Origin of the sequence: Lutibacter sp. Hel_I_33_5 (genome assembly GCF_007827455.1) — a bacterium.
Lineage (GTDB): Bacteria > Bacteroidota > Bacteroidia > Flavobacteriales > Flavobacteriaceae > Polaribacter.
The window spans coordinates 2682675-2700147 of sequence record NZ_VISM01000001.1; the positions used below are offsets into that span (position 1 = coordinate 2682675).

General features: G+C 29.9%; 15 protein-coding genes. 4 read left to right on the forward strand and 11 right to left on the reverse strand.

Going from position 1 to position 17473, the window contains the following annotated elements:
* Positions 1-34 precede the first annotated feature (34 nt).
* The 3 genes from OD91_RS11920 to OD91_RS11930 all read right to left on the reverse strand — a co-directional run bounded on the left by OD91_RS11920 (position 35) and on the right by OD91_RS11930 (position 3985).
* On the reverse strand, positions 35-400 hold the full coding sequence (locus OD91_RS11920) for a hypothetical protein (protein ID WP_144896609.1): 366 nt from the start codon (positions 398-400) through the stop codon (positions 35-37).
* A gap of 143 nt (positions 401-543) precedes the next feature.
* The gene (htpG, locus tag OD91_RS11925; protein WP_144896610.1) at positions 544-2457 is read right to left on the reverse strand and encodes a molecular chaperone HtpG; all 1914 of its coding nucleotides are present in this window, start codon (positions 2455-2457) and stop codon (positions 544-546) included.
* A gap of 136 nt (positions 2458-2593) precedes the next feature.
* Positions 2594-3985 carry a Gfo/Idh/MocA family protein gene (locus OD91_RS11930; RefSeq protein ID WP_144896611.1) on the reverse strand — a complete coding sequence of 464 codons (1392 nt, stop codon included), beginning with the start codon at positions 3983-3985 and terminating at the stop codon, positions 2594-2596.
* A gap of 108 nt (positions 3986-4093) precedes the next feature.
* On the opposite strand from OD91_RS11930, the gene OD91_RS11935 reads away from it, so the two are divergent.
* Positions 4094-5101 carry a 3-oxoacyl-ACP synthase III family protein gene (locus tag OD91_RS11935; protein WP_144896612.1) on the forward strand — a complete coding sequence of 336 codons (1008 nt, stop codon included), beginning with the start codon at positions 4094-4096 and terminating at the stop codon, positions 5099-5101.
* Here OD91_RS11935 and OD91_RS11940 read toward each other — a convergent pair whose 3' ends face one another.
* From OD91_RS11940 to OD91_RS11965, 6 genes are all read right to left on the reverse strand, one after another.
* On the reverse strand, positions 5102-7480 hold the full coding sequence (locus OD91_RS11940) for an outer membrane beta-barrel family protein (protein ID WP_144896613.1): 2379 nt from the start codon (positions 7478-7480) through the stop codon (positions 5102-5104).
* 140 nt (positions 7481-7620) lie between these two features.
* Complete coding sequence (locus tag OD91_RS11945) at positions 7621-8724, reverse strand: OmpA family protein (RefSeq protein WP_144896614.1); 1104 nt, start codon at positions 8722-8724, stop codon at positions 7621-7623.
* Positions 8725-8838: 114 nt separating this feature from the next.
* Complete coding sequence (locus tag OD91_RS11950) at positions 8839-9735, reverse strand: Ppx/GppA phosphatase family protein (protein WP_144896615.1); 897 nt, start codon at positions 9733-9735, stop codon at positions 8839-8841.
* Between the two features lie 6 nt (positions 9736-9741).
* The gene (locus OD91_RS11955; RefSeq protein ID WP_144896616.1) at positions 9742-10230 is read right to left on the reverse strand and encodes a histidine phosphatase family protein; all 489 of its coding nucleotides are present in this window, start codon (positions 10228-10230) and stop codon (positions 9742-9744) included.
* Positions 10231-10265: 35 nt separating this feature from the next.
* Positions 10266-10913, reverse strand: coding sequence for a pyridoxamine 5'-phosphate oxidase (gene pdxH / locus OD91_RS11960; RefSeq protein ID WP_144896617.1), 648 nt, complete (start codon positions 10911-10913; stop codon positions 10266-10268).
* Positions 10914-10945: 32 nt separating this feature from the next.
* On the reverse strand, positions 10946-11989 hold the full coding sequence (locus tag OD91_RS11965; RefSeq protein ID WP_144896618.1) for a hypothetical protein: 1044 nt from the start codon (positions 11987-11989) through the stop codon (positions 10946-10948).
* Positions 11990-12223: 234 nt separating this feature from the next.
* Between OD91_RS11965 and OD91_RS11970 the strand changes: the two genes are divergently transcribed.
* Both OD91_RS11970 and OD91_RS11975 read left to right on the forward strand, forming a co-directional pair.
* Complete coding sequence (locus OD91_RS11970) at positions 12224-13423, forward strand: MFS transporter (RefSeq protein ID WP_144896619.1); 1200 nt, start codon at positions 12224-12226, stop codon at positions 13421-13423.
* Positions 13420-13797 carry a VOC family protein gene (locus OD91_RS11975; protein ID WP_144896620.1) on the forward strand — a complete coding sequence of 126 codons (378 nt, stop codon included), beginning with the start codon at positions 13420-13422 and terminating at the stop codon, positions 13795-13797. Before OD91_RS11970 ends, OD91_RS11975 begins: the two co-directional genes overlap by 4 nt.
* 8 nt (positions 13798-13805) lie before the next feature.
* Here OD91_RS11975 and OD91_RS11980 read toward each other — a convergent pair whose 3' ends face one another.
* Both OD91_RS11980 and OD91_RS11985 read right to left on the reverse strand, forming a co-directional pair.
* Positions 13806-14663: a DUF3667 domain-containing protein gene (locus tag OD91_RS11980; protein WP_144896621.1), complete on the reverse strand. Its 858-nt coding sequence runs from the start codon at positions 14661-14663 to the stop codon at positions 13806-13808.
* 7 nt (positions 14664-14670) lie between these two features.
* Positions 14671-16596, reverse strand: a complete 1926-nt coding sequence (locus OD91_RS11985; protein ID WP_144896622.1) for a CocE/NonD family hydrolase — start codon at positions 16594-16596, stop codon at positions 14671-14673.
* Positions 16597-16671: 75 nt separating this feature from the next.
* On the opposite strand from OD91_RS11985, the gene OD91_RS11990 reads away from it, so the two are divergent.
* Positions 16672-17472, forward strand: a complete 801-nt coding sequence (locus tag OD91_RS11990) for an SDR family oxidoreductase (protein WP_144896623.1) — start codon at positions 16672-16674, stop codon at positions 17470-17472.
* Position 17473: the final 1 nt, after the last annotated feature.

The window sequence follows — 17473 nt, forward strand, 5'->3', positions numbered from 1 at the left end:
CTTTTCAGTATATACCAAGAAACAGCTTGTGGTTCTAGGCTATGTATAAATTGGAAATAAAATTACTAGCAGTAACTTTATGAATTAAGAAAGTATGTTTAATGTTAAGTAAAGCAATTTTTTGGTAAACTTGCTTTTGTAGTTTGATAGCTAATTGAATTTGTTTTTGAAATTCACTTTTGATATCAATTATTGGAAAGAAAAAATTAAGAAAATATTTACTTGATAAAGTGTTTTGTTTAAAAACAATATGTTTGGTGTTTTTAGAACTAAACTTCTTTTTGTGAATGCTTTTTGATGATTGATAGTATTTAGAAGAATTATTTTGAGAATAAACAGGACAATCTGCAACAGAAATTAGTAGAACTATTAGAAAAACAAATAGATGTTTAAGCTGCATTGTAAGTTAGTTTCTTCTTTTAAAATATTAAATAAAACCTCTTTATGAAGACACAAAGAGGTTTTGGATTATGTTGTTGTCATAACGAAAGTGTTGAAGTTATCTGTTTAAAAGAGATTACTTAGCTAACACTCGTAATGACATTATTTAATTAATTCGTATGAACGTTTAATAAAATTAGTTAACTCTTCACCATGTAATAGGTTTTGAGATAATTTTGCCAAGTCAAAGGCTTGTGTAATTAAACGTTTTTGTTTCTTTTCAGTTTTTGTACCTAAAATTTCTGAAACTAATGGGCTATTTGTATTTACTACCAAATTATACATGTCTGGCATATTACCCATACCCATCATTCCGCCACCACCAGAAGCTTGCATTTCTTTCATTCTTCTAATAAATTCTGGAATGGTAATAATAAACGGAGACGCACTAGAATCCATTGCTTCTAATTGAACTGTGTACGTTTCTTTTGGCACAGCAGCTTCAATAATAGGCTTAAGAGTTTCTTTTTCTTCGTCAGTTAATTTAGAGATAACAGTATCGTCTTTCTTAATTAAATTGTCAATAAAGTCAGAATCTACTCTTGTAAACTTCACTTTAGCATCTCCACCTTCTAATTTCTGCATTAAGTGCGAAATAATAGGAGAATCTAATAATAAAACTTCGTATCCTTTTGCCTTCGCATCTTGAATATAACTGTGCTGTGCATCTTTGTTAGAAGCATATAACACAACGTGATTTCCGTCTTTATCAGTCTGTAAATCTTTTGTTTTTTCAATTAACTCATCAAAAGTGAAAAAAGCATCATCTACCGTTGGGTATAATGCAAATTTCTTAGCCTTGTCAAAGAATTTATCTTCAGACAACATTCCGTACTCGATGATTACTTTAATATCGTTCCATTTTTTCTCAAAATCTGTACGATCTTTTTTGAATAACGAAGCTAATTTATCACCTACTTTTTTAGTGATATATCCTGATATTTTCTTTACGGCGCCATCAGCCTGTAAATAAGAACGCGATACGTTTAATGGAATGTCTGGAGAATCGATAACACCTTTTAACATCTGTAAAAAGTCAGGAACAATTCCTTCAACATTATCCGTTACATACACTTGATTTTGATACAATTGGATTTTATCCTTTTGCATATCCATACTTGGACTTAACTTAGGGAAATATAAAATTCCTGTTAAATTAAATGGATAATCTACATTTAAATGTATTTGAAATAACGACTCTTCAAATTGCATTGGATACAATTCTCTGTAGAAATTATCGTAATCTTCTTTTTCTAAATCGGTAGGTTTTTTAGTCCACGCAGGGTTTGTATTGTTAATGATATCATCAACAGTAATTTGCTTGTGTGGCTCTGTAGTTTCTTTACCGTCTTTATCTTTAGTCGTTTTTGGTGTAAAATCTGGATCGTTAACTTCTTTAGTTCCAAACTTAATTGGTACTTGGTTAAAACGATTGTACTTAGTTAATAAGCCTCTAATTTTACCTTCTTCTAAAAATTCTTTAGAATCGTCTGCAACATGTAAAATAATCTCGGTTCCTCTATCTTTTTTCTTTTTGTTTTCTACTAAGGTATATTCTGGAGAACCATCACATGTCCAATGAGCAGCTGGCTCATCTTTAAAAGATTTTGTTATAATTTCTACTTTTTCTGCTACCATAAAAGCAGAGTAAAAACCTAATCCAAAATGACCAATAACGCCAGTGTCGTTTTTGTCATCTTTATATTTTTCTAAAAACTCTTCTGCACCAGAAAAAGCAATCTGATTGATGTATTTTTCTACTTCTTCAGCAGTCATACCCAATCCTTGATCTTTAATGGTAATGGTTTTTTTCTTTTCGTCGATACTGATTTCTATTTTAGCATCGCCTAATTCGGTTTTAGTTTCTCCAATAGAAATTAAGTGTTTTAGTTTTGTGGTAGCATCAGTACCATTTGATATTAGCTCACGTAAAAAGATTTCGTGATCAGAATACAAGAACTTTTTAATCAGCGGAAAAATATTTTCTACCGATACATTAATGTTTCCTTTACTCATAATTGTATATTTATTTTGATATTATTTTCTGTGTAGAGTATAGTCAAAAAAAATACCAAAGAAGTAATTGTGACAAGATGACAGAAATTAATTATGAATTACAAATGTTAGAAGTACGATTTTTTAATATTTGTTATTAAATATCTCTCAACATTTCTGTCTTATTTTTGTTTTTCCAAGTTCCTCCTGTAAAATCAGGTACTTTTATAGAAGAACTATTTTGTGCTACTGAAAGTTCAGAAAGTGGTGTAATTGCACTCCATAGAACACTATCATAGACATTAATATCTAAAGGTAATCCTTTATTTAAGCATCTAATTAATCTGTAAATCATCACAAAATCCATTCCGCCATGACCAACAGAGTTATCAGAAATTTGCTCTTTTAATTTCCCCCAAAGTGGGTGGTTGTATTTTTCTCTGTATTCGTTATATTTTTCTTTCTCTAACCAATTATGACCCCACCAAGCTAATTCTTCTTCATTAATATATAATTTTGATGGATAACCTTCATGCACTGCTTTTGTTCCAATAACCGTATTTAAACGATCATAAGGTCTTCCTGAATGGACATCAAATTGAAGCATAATCGTTTTACCTAATTTAGTTTTAATCATGGTTGTATTCATATCACCACATTTTACATTTTGAAATTGTGGTAAATTGGCTCTTTTTGCAGCATCACTCAAGCTTTTTTCACGAGAACTCATCGAAACAACATGATCAAAAGTATCTCCTCTTCCAATATCCATATACTGACTTATTGGCCCTAAGCCATGAGTGGTATAAAAATTACCATCTTTTTTTAGGTGATGTTTTATTCTCCATTGATCTTCATAATAGGTTTCATCCATTAAGTGTTTACGCAAATCATGAATATATGCACCTTCTGCATGTGTTAAATCTCCAAAAACACCTTGATTGATCATGTTTAATACCCATAATTCCTCATTATTAAAACAACAGTTTTCCATCATCATACAATGTTTCTGGGTTCTTTCCGCAGTTTCAACTAATTTCCAACAATCTTCTAAAGTATATCCAATCGGAACTTCAGAAGCTACATGCTTGCCTTTTTCCATTCCGTATAAAGCCATTGGTGTATGCATTTCCCATGGAGTAGCTATAATTAATAAATCAATGTCATCTCTATCTGCAACTTTTTTCCACTCATCTGGGTTTCCATAATATGCATCCGCAGTTTTACCATGTGTTTTTTGTAAATGTGCGTTTAATTTATCTGTTTTTTCTTTCCGTAAATCAGAAACAGCAACAATTTCTGCATTGTTGTTTTTGACTAACCAATCAAACATTTGTATGAGTGTATTCCCTCTATTTCCAGCGCCTAGAATTCCAACTCTTACTTTGTCAATTTTTGGAGCGGTTAATCCAAAGGCAGTTCCCTTAGCTGTTTTATTTAATAAAGCTGATGTTTTTTCTACAGTTTCTTCTTTGCAAGAAATGGCTGTAGAAATTCCTAAAAACATGGCAGCTTTTGTAGATAATGATAAAAAGTCTTTCCTATTCATAATTGGTTAATTATTGAGTTTAGATAAAATGTTATTGTAAAGGTATAAATTTATTAGTATGTTTGATAATAGAATTTATAGACTCAATAAAAAAACACTCCATATAATATGTATAATTCAAAAATCACCGGTTTAGGATATTTTGTTCCTGATAATATTGTTACCAATAACGATTTAAAAGAATTCATGGATACCAGTGATGAATGGATTCAAGAACGTACAGGAATTAAAGAACGTAGATGGATTGATCCAAAAACTGGTGAAAACACATCTTCTATGGGAGTAAAAGCTGCTAAAATTGCCATTGAAAGAGCAGGTTTAACTAAAGATGATATCGATTTTATTGTATTTGCTACCTTAAGTCCAGATATGTATTTTCCTGGTGGAGGTGTTAGAGTACAAGATATGTTAGATATGCCAACTATTGGTGCTTTAGATGTTCGGAATCAATGTTCTGGTTTTATTTATTCACTTTCAGTTGCAGATCAATTTATAAAAACTGGAATGTATAAAAATATTTTGGTGATTGGTTCTGAAAATCATTCAGGAGGTCTAGAACGTTCTACTAGAGGTAGAGGTGTTACTGTCATTTTTGGTGATGGGGCAGGAGCTGCTGTGTTGTCTAGAACTGAAGAAAAAGGAAAAGGAATATTATCATCTCATTTACATTCTGAAGGAAAGCATGCAAGAGAATTAATGTTAGATGGTCCAAGTACAGGTAGATGGGTTCCTGAAATTTTAGAAGCTAATGATCCAGAAGATCAATCTTATTATCCATATATGAATGGTCAGTTTGTTTTTAAACATGCAGTTACTCGTTTTTCTGAAGCTATTGTAGAAGGTTTACAAGCAAATAATTTAGAGAAAGAAGATATTGATATGTTAATTCCGCATCAAGCGAATTTGCGTATCGCACAGTTTATTCAGAAGAAATTTAGATTACCCGATGACAATGTGTATAATAATATTATGAATTATGGAAATACTACGGCTGCATCAGTAATTATTGCACTAACAGAAGCTTGGGAGAAAGGTAAAATAAAAGACAACGATTTGGTTGTTTTGGCTGCTTTTGGTAGTGGATTTACTTGGGGTTCTGTTATGATTAGATGGTAGTTAAATAACGCCACCTTGCGTTTCATTGTTTTTTCTATATTTTCTATCACGTTCACGGTTTTTACCGCTTCCAAAGTTGTAAGAAAAACCTAAATATATTGCGCTATATTCTAACGTAAATAACCCTCTCTGAGGAAAAGGATTTGTTGATGAGAAATCTAATTTAAAGCTATCAAAAATATCTGTTCCTCTTAATGTAATAGTTCCATTATCGTTTAAAACTGATAAACTTGCAGCAGCATTAATTAATAAATATGGTTTGATTTTAAACTGAATAGTTCTATTATTTCCTCGGTAAGAACTAGATAATTGAAATCGTAGATTTTTACTAGCTTTTATACTATTACTTATTCTTGCAGTAAATAAGGTGTTTTTTACAGTTACATTCTGATGATTTAAAACCCCATGATTTTCTTGAAAATAAACATTAGCACTAGGTCTAATTGTCCACCATTTTACTGGTTTATAACTTGAAGAAAATTCAAAACCAAAATTATCTGTAGTATCATAATTTCCATAGGATAAAAGCTGTCTATCAGAATTTACAGCATCTTGCATAAAAATTCTACCAATTCTGCCTGTGGTTCTTCTGTAAAAAGTACCTAATGTATAGTTTCCTTTGTCTAAAGTTCTGGTGTAATTTAATTCAAATGAATTAGTGAATTGTGGTTCTAAAGTACGATTTCCCACTGATATAGATAAAGGTGTAGTCCATTCTTGAATAGGAGTAACTTGATCTATTGCTGGTCTGTCAACTCTTCTGCTATAGCCTATTTGTAATTGATGTTTGTCTTTTGGTTTAAAAGTTAGGTAAGCCGAAGGGTAAACAGTGAAAAATTCTTTTGAGTAAGGTTCTGTTGCAGCTTGTTGAGTGTTAGAAAATAACCCATTAACAGAAAAATTTTCAAAGCGTAATCCAGTTTGTAAAGTTACCTTTTTATAATTTTTATTTAGGTTAATATAGGCTGAATAGGTGTTTCTATCATAGCTGAAAGTAGAATTTCCTCTTAGGACGCTAGGGGAAATTCCTTGACTTTCAACTACTTGATCAGTAATGATGTTGTGAAATGTATTTTGTATTCTCGCTTCAAGACCTAATTCTAATTTACCGGATGTTATAGGTTTTATATAATCTAAATTAGCTAAAAAAATTGAATTATCATTTAGTATTTCGTTCGTATAATTATAAACTTTAGAGGTAGGGTTTAGTAATTCTCTGTTAAGATCATTTTCAGGCTTTGTATTTTTTGAGTAATTAAATTCTAGCTCAATCTGTTCTCCTTTATCATTTATATCTAAAATATAATCAATATTATAAGCATGTTCTTTGTTATCAATCAAAAACAAGTTTTTATTATTTAATATTAAATTCTGATTTAAATAGGTGTTAGAGTTATTGGTGAAATTTATATCTGATAAATTATGTGTTGTAAAAAAAGACAAGGTATTTTTATCATTAATATAGTAATCGATACCAGCTTTTGCAAAATGTGAAGTTGTGTTATCAATAAAGAATACATCTTGAACCAAATCTTTGTCTTTTCGATTAAATTTGAAATAAGTTTCAAACTTACCTAAATCAACGCCGTAATTACCGTAAATATTTACTTTGCCAATTCTGTAATTTAAGTTTACAGAACCTGTTGGTCTTGTGTTTTTACTATGCTCAACACCAACGTCAAAAGAACCGTTAAATCCAATTTTAGTATTCTTTTTTAAGATGATATTTATAATTCCGCTCATACCTTCAGCACTGTATTTGGCAGAAGGGTTTGTAATAACTTCTACTTGTTTTACTGTTGATGAAGGAAGTTGTTTTAATAATTGTTGGGCAGATAAATTAGAAGGTTTTCCATCTATTAAAAGATTTACATTTCCATTACCTCTAAGTAATATTTGTCCAGATTGATGATTTACACTAATAGAAGGAATATTCTCTAACATTAAAAGAGAATTAGTTCCTGCTGCTGTTAAATCTTTTCCAATAGTATATACTTTTCGATCAATTTTTTGAATAACAGATGTAGTTTCTGATTCTATAATTACTTCATCTAATGAAGCTCTATCTTCTTTTAATAAAATGATACCTAAATCTTTATTAGGATTTTTTGCAGTTAGCACAATTTCTTTTTTTATGGTTTTATAACCAATAAATTGTATTTCAATAATAACTGTTTGTAACGCTAACTTTTCAATTTTGAAAACCCCAGATTCATCAGTAATAGCTCCAGAAAGAATTTTATCTTTATTAGATTTACAAACTATAGTAACATAGGGAATACTTTCTTTAGTTTTAGAATCGATAACTTTTCCAGTAATGTTTTGTGCAGTAATAGAAAATGATAGGAACAAGAGGAGTGTAGGTAAAATCTTTTTCATAGATAATACACCAGTTAGGGATAGGTATTTTCGTATTTGAATTAGTTATGTAAATATAAATAAAAATATAGATATAAATGAAAAAACCGTTGCTTTTGCAACGGTTTTCATGATTCTTTGTTAGAATATTTTATAAGTAATTAGTTTTGATTAATTACTCTAAATTCTGTTCTTCTGTTTTGTAAATGTTGTGCTTCTGTACAAGATACACCATCAGCACATCTGTTTTTTAATTTATTTTCTCCGTAACCTTTAGCCACTAACTGACTTGGATTAACTCCTTTAGAAATTAAATAGTTTGTTACAGCTTGAGCTCTTCTTTCAGATAAATCTTGGTTACTAGAACTAGTACCTCTAGAATCTGTGTGAGAAGCTAATTCTACACGAACACCATCTTTTAAAACAGGTAATAATCTAGTGTCTATTAATCTTTTAGCAGCACCAGTTAAAGTAGCACTTCCTAAGTTCCAGTTTATTGGTAATGGGTTGTAAGATAATAACTCACATTCTACTTCTTTCCAGGTAGTTAAACCACCTTTGTTTACTAAAACTTCTTTAGTTACAGTTTTATATCTAGCAGGAACTGTTACAGCTTCTTGCCATGCATCTTTAACTAAAACAGTCTTTTTAATTGTACTGTATACTGCAGGAATTTCTACAGATTTAGTTGATGGTGGAGTTATCATTACTCTTTTAGTATATGTTTTTTCATATCCAGGAACTGGAGAAGATTGTGTAGAAGCATCATTAGCTAATTTAGTTAATGGTACTGTTACATATTTTGCAGGAATTGGCTTATAACACCAGTATCTACAATCGTTAGGATCACTAGATTCACAATCTGGAGCTTTTTCACTCATTTCCCATTGTGCAGAAGCAGCTTTTGTTTCTATAGTTTGTGAGTCTGAAGCAAAACTTGCTTTTACAACTCTTAATCTACTTCCATCTTCTTTTGCAGTATAAGAAATAGTTTTTGTATCCCATACAGCAGGAACAACAACTAAACGTTGACCAGCTTCTTTTGTCATAACTCTTTCAGTAACTGTTTTGTATTCTGCAGGATGCGTAACAATTTTTTTGTAAGCAGGAGAAATTTCTAACGTTACGTCTTCGTTTTTCCATAATTCCGGAGTTTTACAGCGTACATAACATTTTCCTGGTTCTGGGTTTTGTGGTAAGTCTTGAGCAGATACGAACGCACCTCCTAGTAGGAACAAAGTTCCGAAAAATAATAATTTTTTCATGATTTATAAGTAATATTTGTTAATGTTATCTCTTAGTGAGACACTCTTTGTGGGGGACGGTCACACAAAAGTACAACTTTTTTTAAAAAAGTTAAATAAAAGTTAAAAAATAAATCATAACTTATTGTAATATAAGCTTTTAATTATTCCGTCTGAAAGCCCGATTTTTGGAACAAATATTTTTCTAGCACCACTCCACTTCATAGCAGATAAATAAATTTTTGTTGCGGGAACAATTACGTCGGCTCTATCAGGATTTAAGCTAAGTTCAGAAATTCGCTCTTTATAACTCATTTGTTTTAAGAACTGATATTGCGCATTTAAATATATATAAGAGATCGGTTTTCCTTGAGCTCTACCCGACATTTTAAAAAGCCTATTAATATTTCCACCAGAACCAATCAAAGAAATTCTTTTTAATCCTTTTGTACTAGATTCTACCCATTTCTGGACTTCTTTAAATAAAACTTTGTTTTCAGATTTTTTGTTATTTATTAACCTAACGGTACCAATTTTAAAAGATTTAGAATTGATGATTTTTCCTTTAGAAAAAACGGTGAGTTCTGTACTACCACCACCAACATCAACATATAAATAAGAAGCATCACTTTCAATTAATTGGTTTAAATCTGTAGATGAGATAATTGCGGCTTCTTTTTTTCCGTCAATAATATCTATTTCTACACCAGTTTTCTTTAAAATTTGATTTGCAACTTCTTGTCCGTTAGAAGCTTCTCGCATGGCTGAAGTTGCACAGGCTTTACATTTTTCCACCGAGTGTACTTTCATTAATAATTTAAATGCTTCCATAGCATCAATCATTCTTTGTGTATTTTCAGGACTTATCTTACCTAACACAAAAGCATCTGCACCCAAACGAATTGGTACTCTAACTAAAGAAGATTTTTTGAATTGAGGTTCTTTATCTTCTTCAATAACAATATTTGCTACCAACAATCTAATGGCGTTTGAACCTATATCAATTGCAGCATATTTTTTAATCTCTAACAACTTGTATTATTTATGATCACTAGGAAACTCAACCAAAACAGTTTCTCCTTTTTTAATATTCTTCCAATGTTTTCCTTTAAACTGAATTCCAACCACTCCACATGTAGGAACATGTGCAATAGGTTTATTTCCAAACTTATTTACAAATGTATTAATACCATGATCGTGACTAAATATAATAGCAGAATTAAATCCATCATCTAAAGCTTTTACTGTTTTTACCAAATATCCATCGCTAAAACTATAGAGTTGCCTTTTCATTTTTAAATTAGAAAGAGGGTAATCAAAATTTTCACAAAAAATCACCGATGTATGTAAGGCTCTATTTGCAGTACTTGATATAAAAACATCCGGTCTGTTAATTTTTTTTGCTAAGAATTTAGAGAGTAAATGGGCATCGTTTATTCCGCGCTCTTTTAGAGGTCTGTCAATATCTTTTATACTTTGGTATTTCCAAGAAGATTTTGCGTGACGAACTATATAAAGGGTTTTCATCTAACTTTTTAAAATAGAGTTGTAAATATAGAAAATTATGGAGCTAATCGTTCTTGTTTCCAAGAAAAATCTTTTTGTAATGTATAACGTATTCTATCATGCATTCTATTGGGTCTTCCTTGCCAAAACTCAATAGATATAGGTGTTACAAGATAACCACCCCAATGTTTTGGCTTCGTAATGTTTTTACCTTCAAATTGTTTAGTGAATTTTTCTAAGCTTTTATCTAGTTGATTTCTAGTAGTAATAACTTCACTTTGATTAGAAGCCCAAGCTCCTAATTTACTTCCATCTGGTCTTGAATTAAAATACTTATTAGAAGTTTCTTCCGATACTTTTTCTGCTTTTCCTTTGATGATTACTTGTTGTTCTAACCCTGGCCAGAAAAAAGATAAACAAACATGATTATTTTCTTCTAATGCTTTTCCTTTTTCAGATTGATAATTTGTATAAAAAATAAAACCTTCTTCTGTATATTTTTTAAGTAATACGATTCTGTTTTTTGGGAAACCATCTAATCCTATTGATGCAATATTCATAGCATTTGCTTCATCAACAGCATCAGAATTATCAGCATTTAAAAACCATTTGGTAAATAAATCGATTGGATTTTTAGGACAATTACTTTCTAATAATTCTTCTTTTTGATATGTTTTTCTATGATTACTTAAATCTTGAGGCATTTTTTATCTTTAATGAATTCAAAAGTACAATTTTACTTCTTTTTTAGTATTAAAAAATGATCATCCATTACATTTCCTGTTAAAATTATATTTCCAAAAGGAATTGCCACTGTTGAGGCTGACATCTTGCTTCCATCGCCAAAATAAATCTGATCTATTGTATAGTTTCCTTTCACTTTATAATTGATTTTAATAATTTCTGAAGGAGAAATTTCCTTATCACCTTTAGCATAAGCAGCAAACGTTAATAAACTTGGATGTGCACCTATCCATAAATTACTTGCTTCATCAAATTCAATATTATCAACTCCAGTTTTACAATCTATATCTTCAATAAAAGTTAAACTGCCATCATTATTTTTTTGATACACTTTTACCAGAAATTTTCTTGGTGATGCTACAAAAAGTAAGTTTCTTTTTTTGTCAAAATTAATTCCGTTTGCATAAGCAATTCCGTTTGCTACTTCTTTGTAATCTTTTCCATTAAAATAAATAACATTAGAAAGTGATAATCCTAAATAGTCTTCTGCCAAACGTGTAATTCCGTCTTTATATTTGTGATCATTCGTGAAATAAAATTCATTTTCATCTAATAAAACAATATCATTTGGACTAAAAATTAATGGATTGCTTAGTGTTTTTTTATGCGTAAGAGTTTTTCCATTTAAAGAGAAAATTTCGATATTTTCAGATTCTAAGGTATGATTAACGGCAGCAATGATATAAATGCTATCTTTTTTAATCATTGAGATACCATGTGGTGCAAAAGGTTTATTAAAATTTTTTGTTAAGTGAATTGGTTTGTAATCATCATTTTTTAAATCTAAAAAATATAAGCCTCCAATTTCTTGGTTAAAATTAGGGATGTTTTTTCTAGCTGTAGAAGAAATAATTGCAAAACTATCTTTTCTACTTATGGCAAAATCTTCCGCTCCTGGGATATTTATTTTTTGAAGAACTTCACCTTCAAACTTATTTTCAATCGTTCTAAAAAAACCTGTACTTATAAAAATGTTAGCTATAAAAAGAATAAGTAATAATAGGAATGCATAAAGAATTCTTTTTTTAAATTTCATAAGTGTAAAATTTTTATCAATCAAAAATACAACTTTCAACTATTTTATGTAGTTTTACACCATAATTAAAAAGATAAATGAGACAAGTCATTACATATATTACCAAGTTATCGTGGAAATCACGAAAAAGGCGGGCTATAAATATGTTTTGATAATATCAATATAAAATCAATCAATTATAAAAAGTCCGACTTCACAGTCGGACTTTTTATTTTTACACTAATTCCTAACCAAATGAATAAATTAATTAAAAATTACGTAGATACATTTAGAGGACTCTCTCCAGAAGTTTGGTGGTTATCACTAATAACGCTTATTAATAGAGCAGGAACCATGGTGATTCCGTTTTTGTCTTTGTACTTAACCAAAAGTTTAAATTTTTCCTTAAAAGATGTGGGTTGGATTTTAACCTGTTTTGGTCTAGGTTCTGTTATTGGTTCTTGGTTAGGAGGTAAACTAACTGATAAAATTGGGTATTTTAAAGTGATGAAATACAGTTTATTCTTAACAGGAATTCTATTTGTTGCATTACAATATATTACTTCTTTCTATGGATTTTGTTTAGGTATTTTTCTTGTAATGTTAGTGGCTGATACTTTTAGACCTGCTATGTTTGTTGCGTTAAATGCATATAGTAAACCAGAAAATAAAACACGTTCGGTTACTTTAATTCGTTTGGCAATTAATCTCGGATTTTCTGCAGGACCAGCAGTAGGTGGATTAATAATTACTTATTTAAGTTATAACGGACTTTTTTGGGTTGATGGAATTACTTGTTTGTTAGCAACTATTTTGTTGGTTAAAGTTTTAAATCCAAAGAAAACTAAGGAGCTTGATGTTATTGTAAATGAAAACCCAATATCAATAAAAAAAGATGCAGCTTTTTGGGTGTTTTTTATTGCTATGTTTTTATATGGATTTGTGTTTCTTCAGTATTTTTCTACAATTCCGTTATACTATAAAGACGCACATTTTTTGTCAGAATTTGAAATTGGCTTACTAATGGGAATGAATGGTTTTATCATTTTTGTATTAGAGATGCCACTGATTAAGTGGTTGGAAAGCAGTAAATATTCTACAGCATTTTTAATATTAGTAGGGATATTTTTAGTCGCTCTTAGTTTTTTTGTTTTAAACTTAACTTCTTGGACAGGAATATTGGTGATAGGAATGTTAATTATGACGATTGGAGAAATGATTGCTTTCCCGTTTTCAAATAAATTTGTTATCGATAGAGCCAAAAAAGGGAAACAAGGAGAGTATATGGCTTGGTATAGTATTGCCTTTTCTGCAGCACATATTTTTGGGCATAATTCGGGCATGCAATTAGTGGATGCGTTAGGGTTTGATAGAACTTGGACAATTATTACTGCACTTTCATTTGTAAGTGTTTTTGTTACTTATTTATTAATTAGAAAATTAAAAAGAGAATGAAATTAAATCAGATTACAATTCCATCTTTAGATGTACCAAAAGCAACTGAATTTTATAAAAAATTAGGATTGATTTTAATTGTTGATGCTTTACCAAGATATGTCCGTTTTGAATTGCCAGATGGCGATGCAACTTTCTCAATTCATGAAGTTGATAAATTACCAAAAGGAGAAGGTATAGCTATATATTTTCAAAATGAAAATTTAGATAAAGTTGTCGAAGAATTGCAGCAAAAAAGTTTTCAGTTCGATTTATTACCGACTGACCAACCTTGGTTGTGGCGTGAAGCTAGATTAAAAGATCTAGATGGAAATCAGCTTATTCTATATAAAGCTGGCGAAAACAGAAAAAATCCGCCATGGAGGGTTATTTAAACAGGTTTTCAAATGATTCCAAATCTTGCTAATATAAACCTAATAATAAAAGCTAGAATTCCTCCTATGATAATAAATATTATAGTAGTGATTATTAATACTAAAATGAATCTTATAAGTTTAGTAAATGATTTCCAAAACCTTAAACTATATAACTTCCCAAAAGAGTATAAATAGTAAAACATCAATAAAATCATACTGCCAGCAAAAATTTTAGGATGAATTAATAAACTAAGAAAGAAAAAAAATATAGAAAAATACATTGAGGTACCTTGTAAATAAGCATTTATTACAATATGTTCTCCATAATTATGAGGTTTTCTATAAGTCCATTTACTTAAAAATGCATAAAAAGGTATAAAAAGAAAAACAACAAAGTTGAAATTATGTAAGATAAAGTTTACATATTTTTCTAAAAAAACGATTGTTGTTTTAGCAGAATTTTGTTCAATTTGTAACTTTTTCAATTCTTTTTCAGAAAGGTTTTTTATTTTCGATAAATCTTTTTCAGCAGTCTCTTTCATTTTTTTTATTTGCCCTTCATTTAAAGAACTTTGTATTCTTTTATAATCTTCAGAGAAAAAATTAAAAACTAAAAGCGATAGTGCTGCACCTACAGCCAAATAAGCAAATGGATTAATATATTTTTTTCTAACTCCAATGATATATTCATTAATTACTATATGAGGAGCTGTAATCATTTTTTTTAATGTTAAAAAAAATTTACTATCTACTCCAAATACGTTGGTAAATAGTTCTATAATTAATAACTTAAAAGTTATTCTACTTTTAATCACTTTAGCGCCACAATTATCACAAAATTGAGCATTATCTTCTAGTGGGTCTTGGCAATTTTTACAATTCATAACCTTTTTATTTTAATATCGAAAATTGAATACTAGAATCAGTAAAAACAGTATGTGTTTGCGTTTTAAAATCCTCTTTATCGGCTTTAAAAATATTATCGACATAAGTTTGAGGATTCAAATCTATTAAAGGAAACCAAGTGCTTTGTACTTGAACTTGTAGTTTATGCCCTTTTTTAAATGTGTGAAAAACATCTTGTAATTTAATATTTACTTTCGTTTTTCTGTTTGGTGTAAACGGTTCTGGGGTTTCAAAACTATTTCTAAAACGACCTCGTAAAACTTCACTTCTTACCATTAAATGATAATTACTCATTTTTAAATGTCCTTGAAGTTTGTCGTTATTTTCTTCTGCATCTGCAGGATGTACATCAATTACTTTTACAATCCAATCTGCAGCCGTTCCTGTTGTTGCTACTTTTAGTTTGGCTAAAATATCACCCGCTAACGTGAAATCTTCTGTTAAAATATCAGTTTCAAAAACCAAAACATCTGGTCTTCTTGCTGCAAAACGTTGATCGTCTGTCATGTATTTTCTTGGTGTAAAAACGGTTTTAATATCTTCAGAATAAGGAACAGGACGTTTTACATCGCTTATAAAATTAATCTTAGAAGTATTTTTTTTATTTGAAGTTAGTTCTCCATTTTCAGATAAATACCAATCTTGTTTTACAATGTTTTTTGGCGGCCAAGAATCGTATGATTTCCAGTCTTTTCTTCCTGTATCATATACATAGGCTTCTGGTAAACCGGAGTTTTTATCACCTTTTCCTTTTAAGAAATGATTAAAGAATTTTGTTTCAATTTCTTTTTGAAATTTTATTGAAATAGAATCACCAAAATAATAGTTTCCTACTGCGTTTCTAACTCCTGAACTTGCCCAACGACCATGATCCCAAGGACCAAAAACCATGGTGTTGTAATTTTCTTTACCGTGTTTTTCTATTCCTTTATAAGTTTCTAATGGGCCGTATAAATCTTCAGCATCAAACCAACCACCAACAATCATTGTTGCTACTGATGAAGGAACTTTATTCATGTGTTGTATAATGCCTTTACTTTGCCAAACTGAATCATAATTTGGATGCTCAGAAATTTCTTTCCAAAAGAAATCGTCAATTCTATTTGGGTTTACAGGTTTGTTTCCATCAACAGTTTCATACTGAAAGTATTTGTTCAAGTTTTTTAAAGGGCCAGCATCTAAAAAGAATTGATATTGATCTTGTGTATTCATTTTAGGAAATGAATACCAAGCAGAATCTGTAGGTGTGTCTTTGTATTTTCCGAATAAAGAAATTGCTCTAAAATAACTTAATAAAAAAGCTCCGTTATGACGAAAATCATCAAAAAAGAAATCTCCAATACAGGCTTGTGGAGAAGCTGCTTTTAATGCAGGATGTGCGTCTATTGTAGAAACTGTAGCATAATGACCAGGATAAGAAATACCCCAAGTTCCTACTTTTCCGTTATTATTGTCAACATTTTTTATTAACCAATCGATAGTGTCATACGTGTCTGAAGCTTCATCAGATTGATTTTCTTTTTTATTAGGAATATATGCACGCATATTATCATAAACGCCTTCACTCATCCAACGTCCACGAACATCTTGATAGACAACAATATTTCCTTGTTTCATTAAATGCTTATTCGGACTGATTCTAGTCTTGTAAGAATCTTTTCCGTAAGGTCTACAACTATATGGTGTTCTTTGAAGTAGAATAGGATATGTCTTACTTTTATTTTTTGGAGAATAGACAACAGTATGAAGTCTTGTACCATCTCTCATGGTAATGTTCACTTCTTCTTTGTCATAATTTTCTTGAACGTAAGTGTCCTTCTTGTCAATTTTTTTTACAGTTTCTTTATTACAATTAAATAAAAAAATGATACAAATAAGGGATGAAAATGCTAATTGAATTGATTTTTTCATTTTAAATTCTAGTTAGTTTGCTATAAATCTACAAAAGAAAAATGAAAACTGTATATTTATAGAAATCTATTCTAAATGAAAAATTTCAAGGACAAAATAGTTGTAGTTACTGGAGCTGCTTCAGGAATGGGAAAAGCATATGCATTAGAATTTGCAAAATTAGGAGCTAAACTAGCATTATGTGATTTTAATTTTGAAGATTTACAAAAAGTTGCGTTAACAGTAGAATCAATAATTGGTAAAGAAAGCGTTTATACTCAAAACGTAGATGTTTCTGATAAAGATCAAGTTTTTGACTTTGCGGATAAAGTGAAATCAACTTTTGGTAATGCACATGTAGTAATTAATAATGCTGGAATAGAAGGAGCTGTGGTACAATTTAAAGATATAGATATATCCGACTATAAAAGGGTAATGGATATTAATTTTTATGGAGTTGTTTATGGGTCTAAAGCTTTTTTACCGCAATTAGAGGCGAACAATGAAGGTGCTTTAGTTAATGTAGCCAGTATATTTGGGTTAATAGGTGTTATAGCTAATACAGATTATTGTGCTTCAAAATTTGCTGTTACCGGTTTTACAGAATCATTAGTTTTAGAATATTATAAAAGTCCAATTTCTATCCATTGTTTACATCCAGGAGGTATCAATACTAATATTGCACATAAATCTGAGAATCAAGAATTTTCAAAAAAATATTTAATAACTCCTCCATCTGATATTGTAAAGTATGTTATTAAATCTATACAAGTTAATAGACCTAAAATAGTTTATGGTGAAGGTTCGTTTAAAGCGAGATTTGCAGCAAATTTTTTGCCTAAAAAACTCTACAACTTTTTAGCGTGGAAAGAATTTAAAAAAACATTAAAACATTAAA

Bases quoted from the DNA above. Each gene is read 5' to 3' on its own strand.
- OD91_RS11920 (WP_144896609.1), bottom strand. From the start codon at position 400: ATGCAGCTTAAACATCTATTTGTTTTTCTAATAGTTCTACTAATTTCT.
- htpG (WP_144896610.1), bottom strand. From the start codon at position 2,457: ATGAGTAAAGGAAACATTAATGTATCGGTAGAAAATATTTTTCCGCTG.
- OD91_RS11930 (WP_144896611.1), bottom strand. From the start codon at position 3,985: ATGAATAGGAAAGACTTTTTATCATTATCTACAAAAGCTGCCATGTTT.
- OD91_RS11935 (WP_144896612.1), top strand. From the start codon at position 4,094: ATGTATAATTCAAAAATCACCGGTTTAGGATATTTTGTTCCTGATAAT.
- OD91_RS11940 (WP_144896613.1), bottom strand. From the start codon at position 7,480: ATGAAAAAGATTTTACCTACACTCCTCTTGTTCCTATCATTTTCTATT.
- OD91_RS11945 (WP_144896614.1), bottom strand. From the start codon at position 8,724: ATGAAAAAATTATTATTTTTCGGAACTTTGTTCCTACTAGGAGGTGCG.
- OD91_RS11955 (WP_144896616.1), bottom strand. From the start codon at position 10,230: ATGAAAACCCTTTATATAGTTCGTCACGCAAAATCTTCTTGGAAATAC.
- pdxH (WP_144896617.1), bottom strand. From the start codon at position 10,913: ATGCCTCAAGATTTAAGTAATCATAGAAAAACATATCAAAAAGAAGAA.
- OD91_RS11965 (WP_144896618.1), bottom strand. From the start codon at position 11,989: ATGAAATTTAAAAAAAGAATTCTTTATGCATTCCTATTATTACTTATT.
- OD91_RS11970 (WP_144896619.1), top strand. From the start codon at position 12,224: ATGAATAAATTAATTAAAAATTACGTAGATACATTTAGAGGACTCTCT.
- OD91_RS11975 (WP_144896620.1), top strand. From the start codon at position 13,420: ATGAAATTAAATCAGATTACAATTCCATCTTTAGATGTACCAAAAGCA.
- OD91_RS11980 (WP_144896621.1), bottom strand. From the start codon at position 14,663: ATGAATTGTAAAAATTGCCAAGACCCACTAGAAGATAATGCTCAATTT.
- OD91_RS11985 (WP_144896622.1), bottom strand. From the start codon at position 16,596: ATGAAAAAATCAATTCAATTAGCATTTTCATCCCTTATTTGTATCATT.
- OD91_RS11990 (WP_144896623.1), top strand. From the start codon at position 16,672: ATGAAAAATTTCAAGGACAAAATAGTTGTAGTTACTGGAGCTGCTTCA.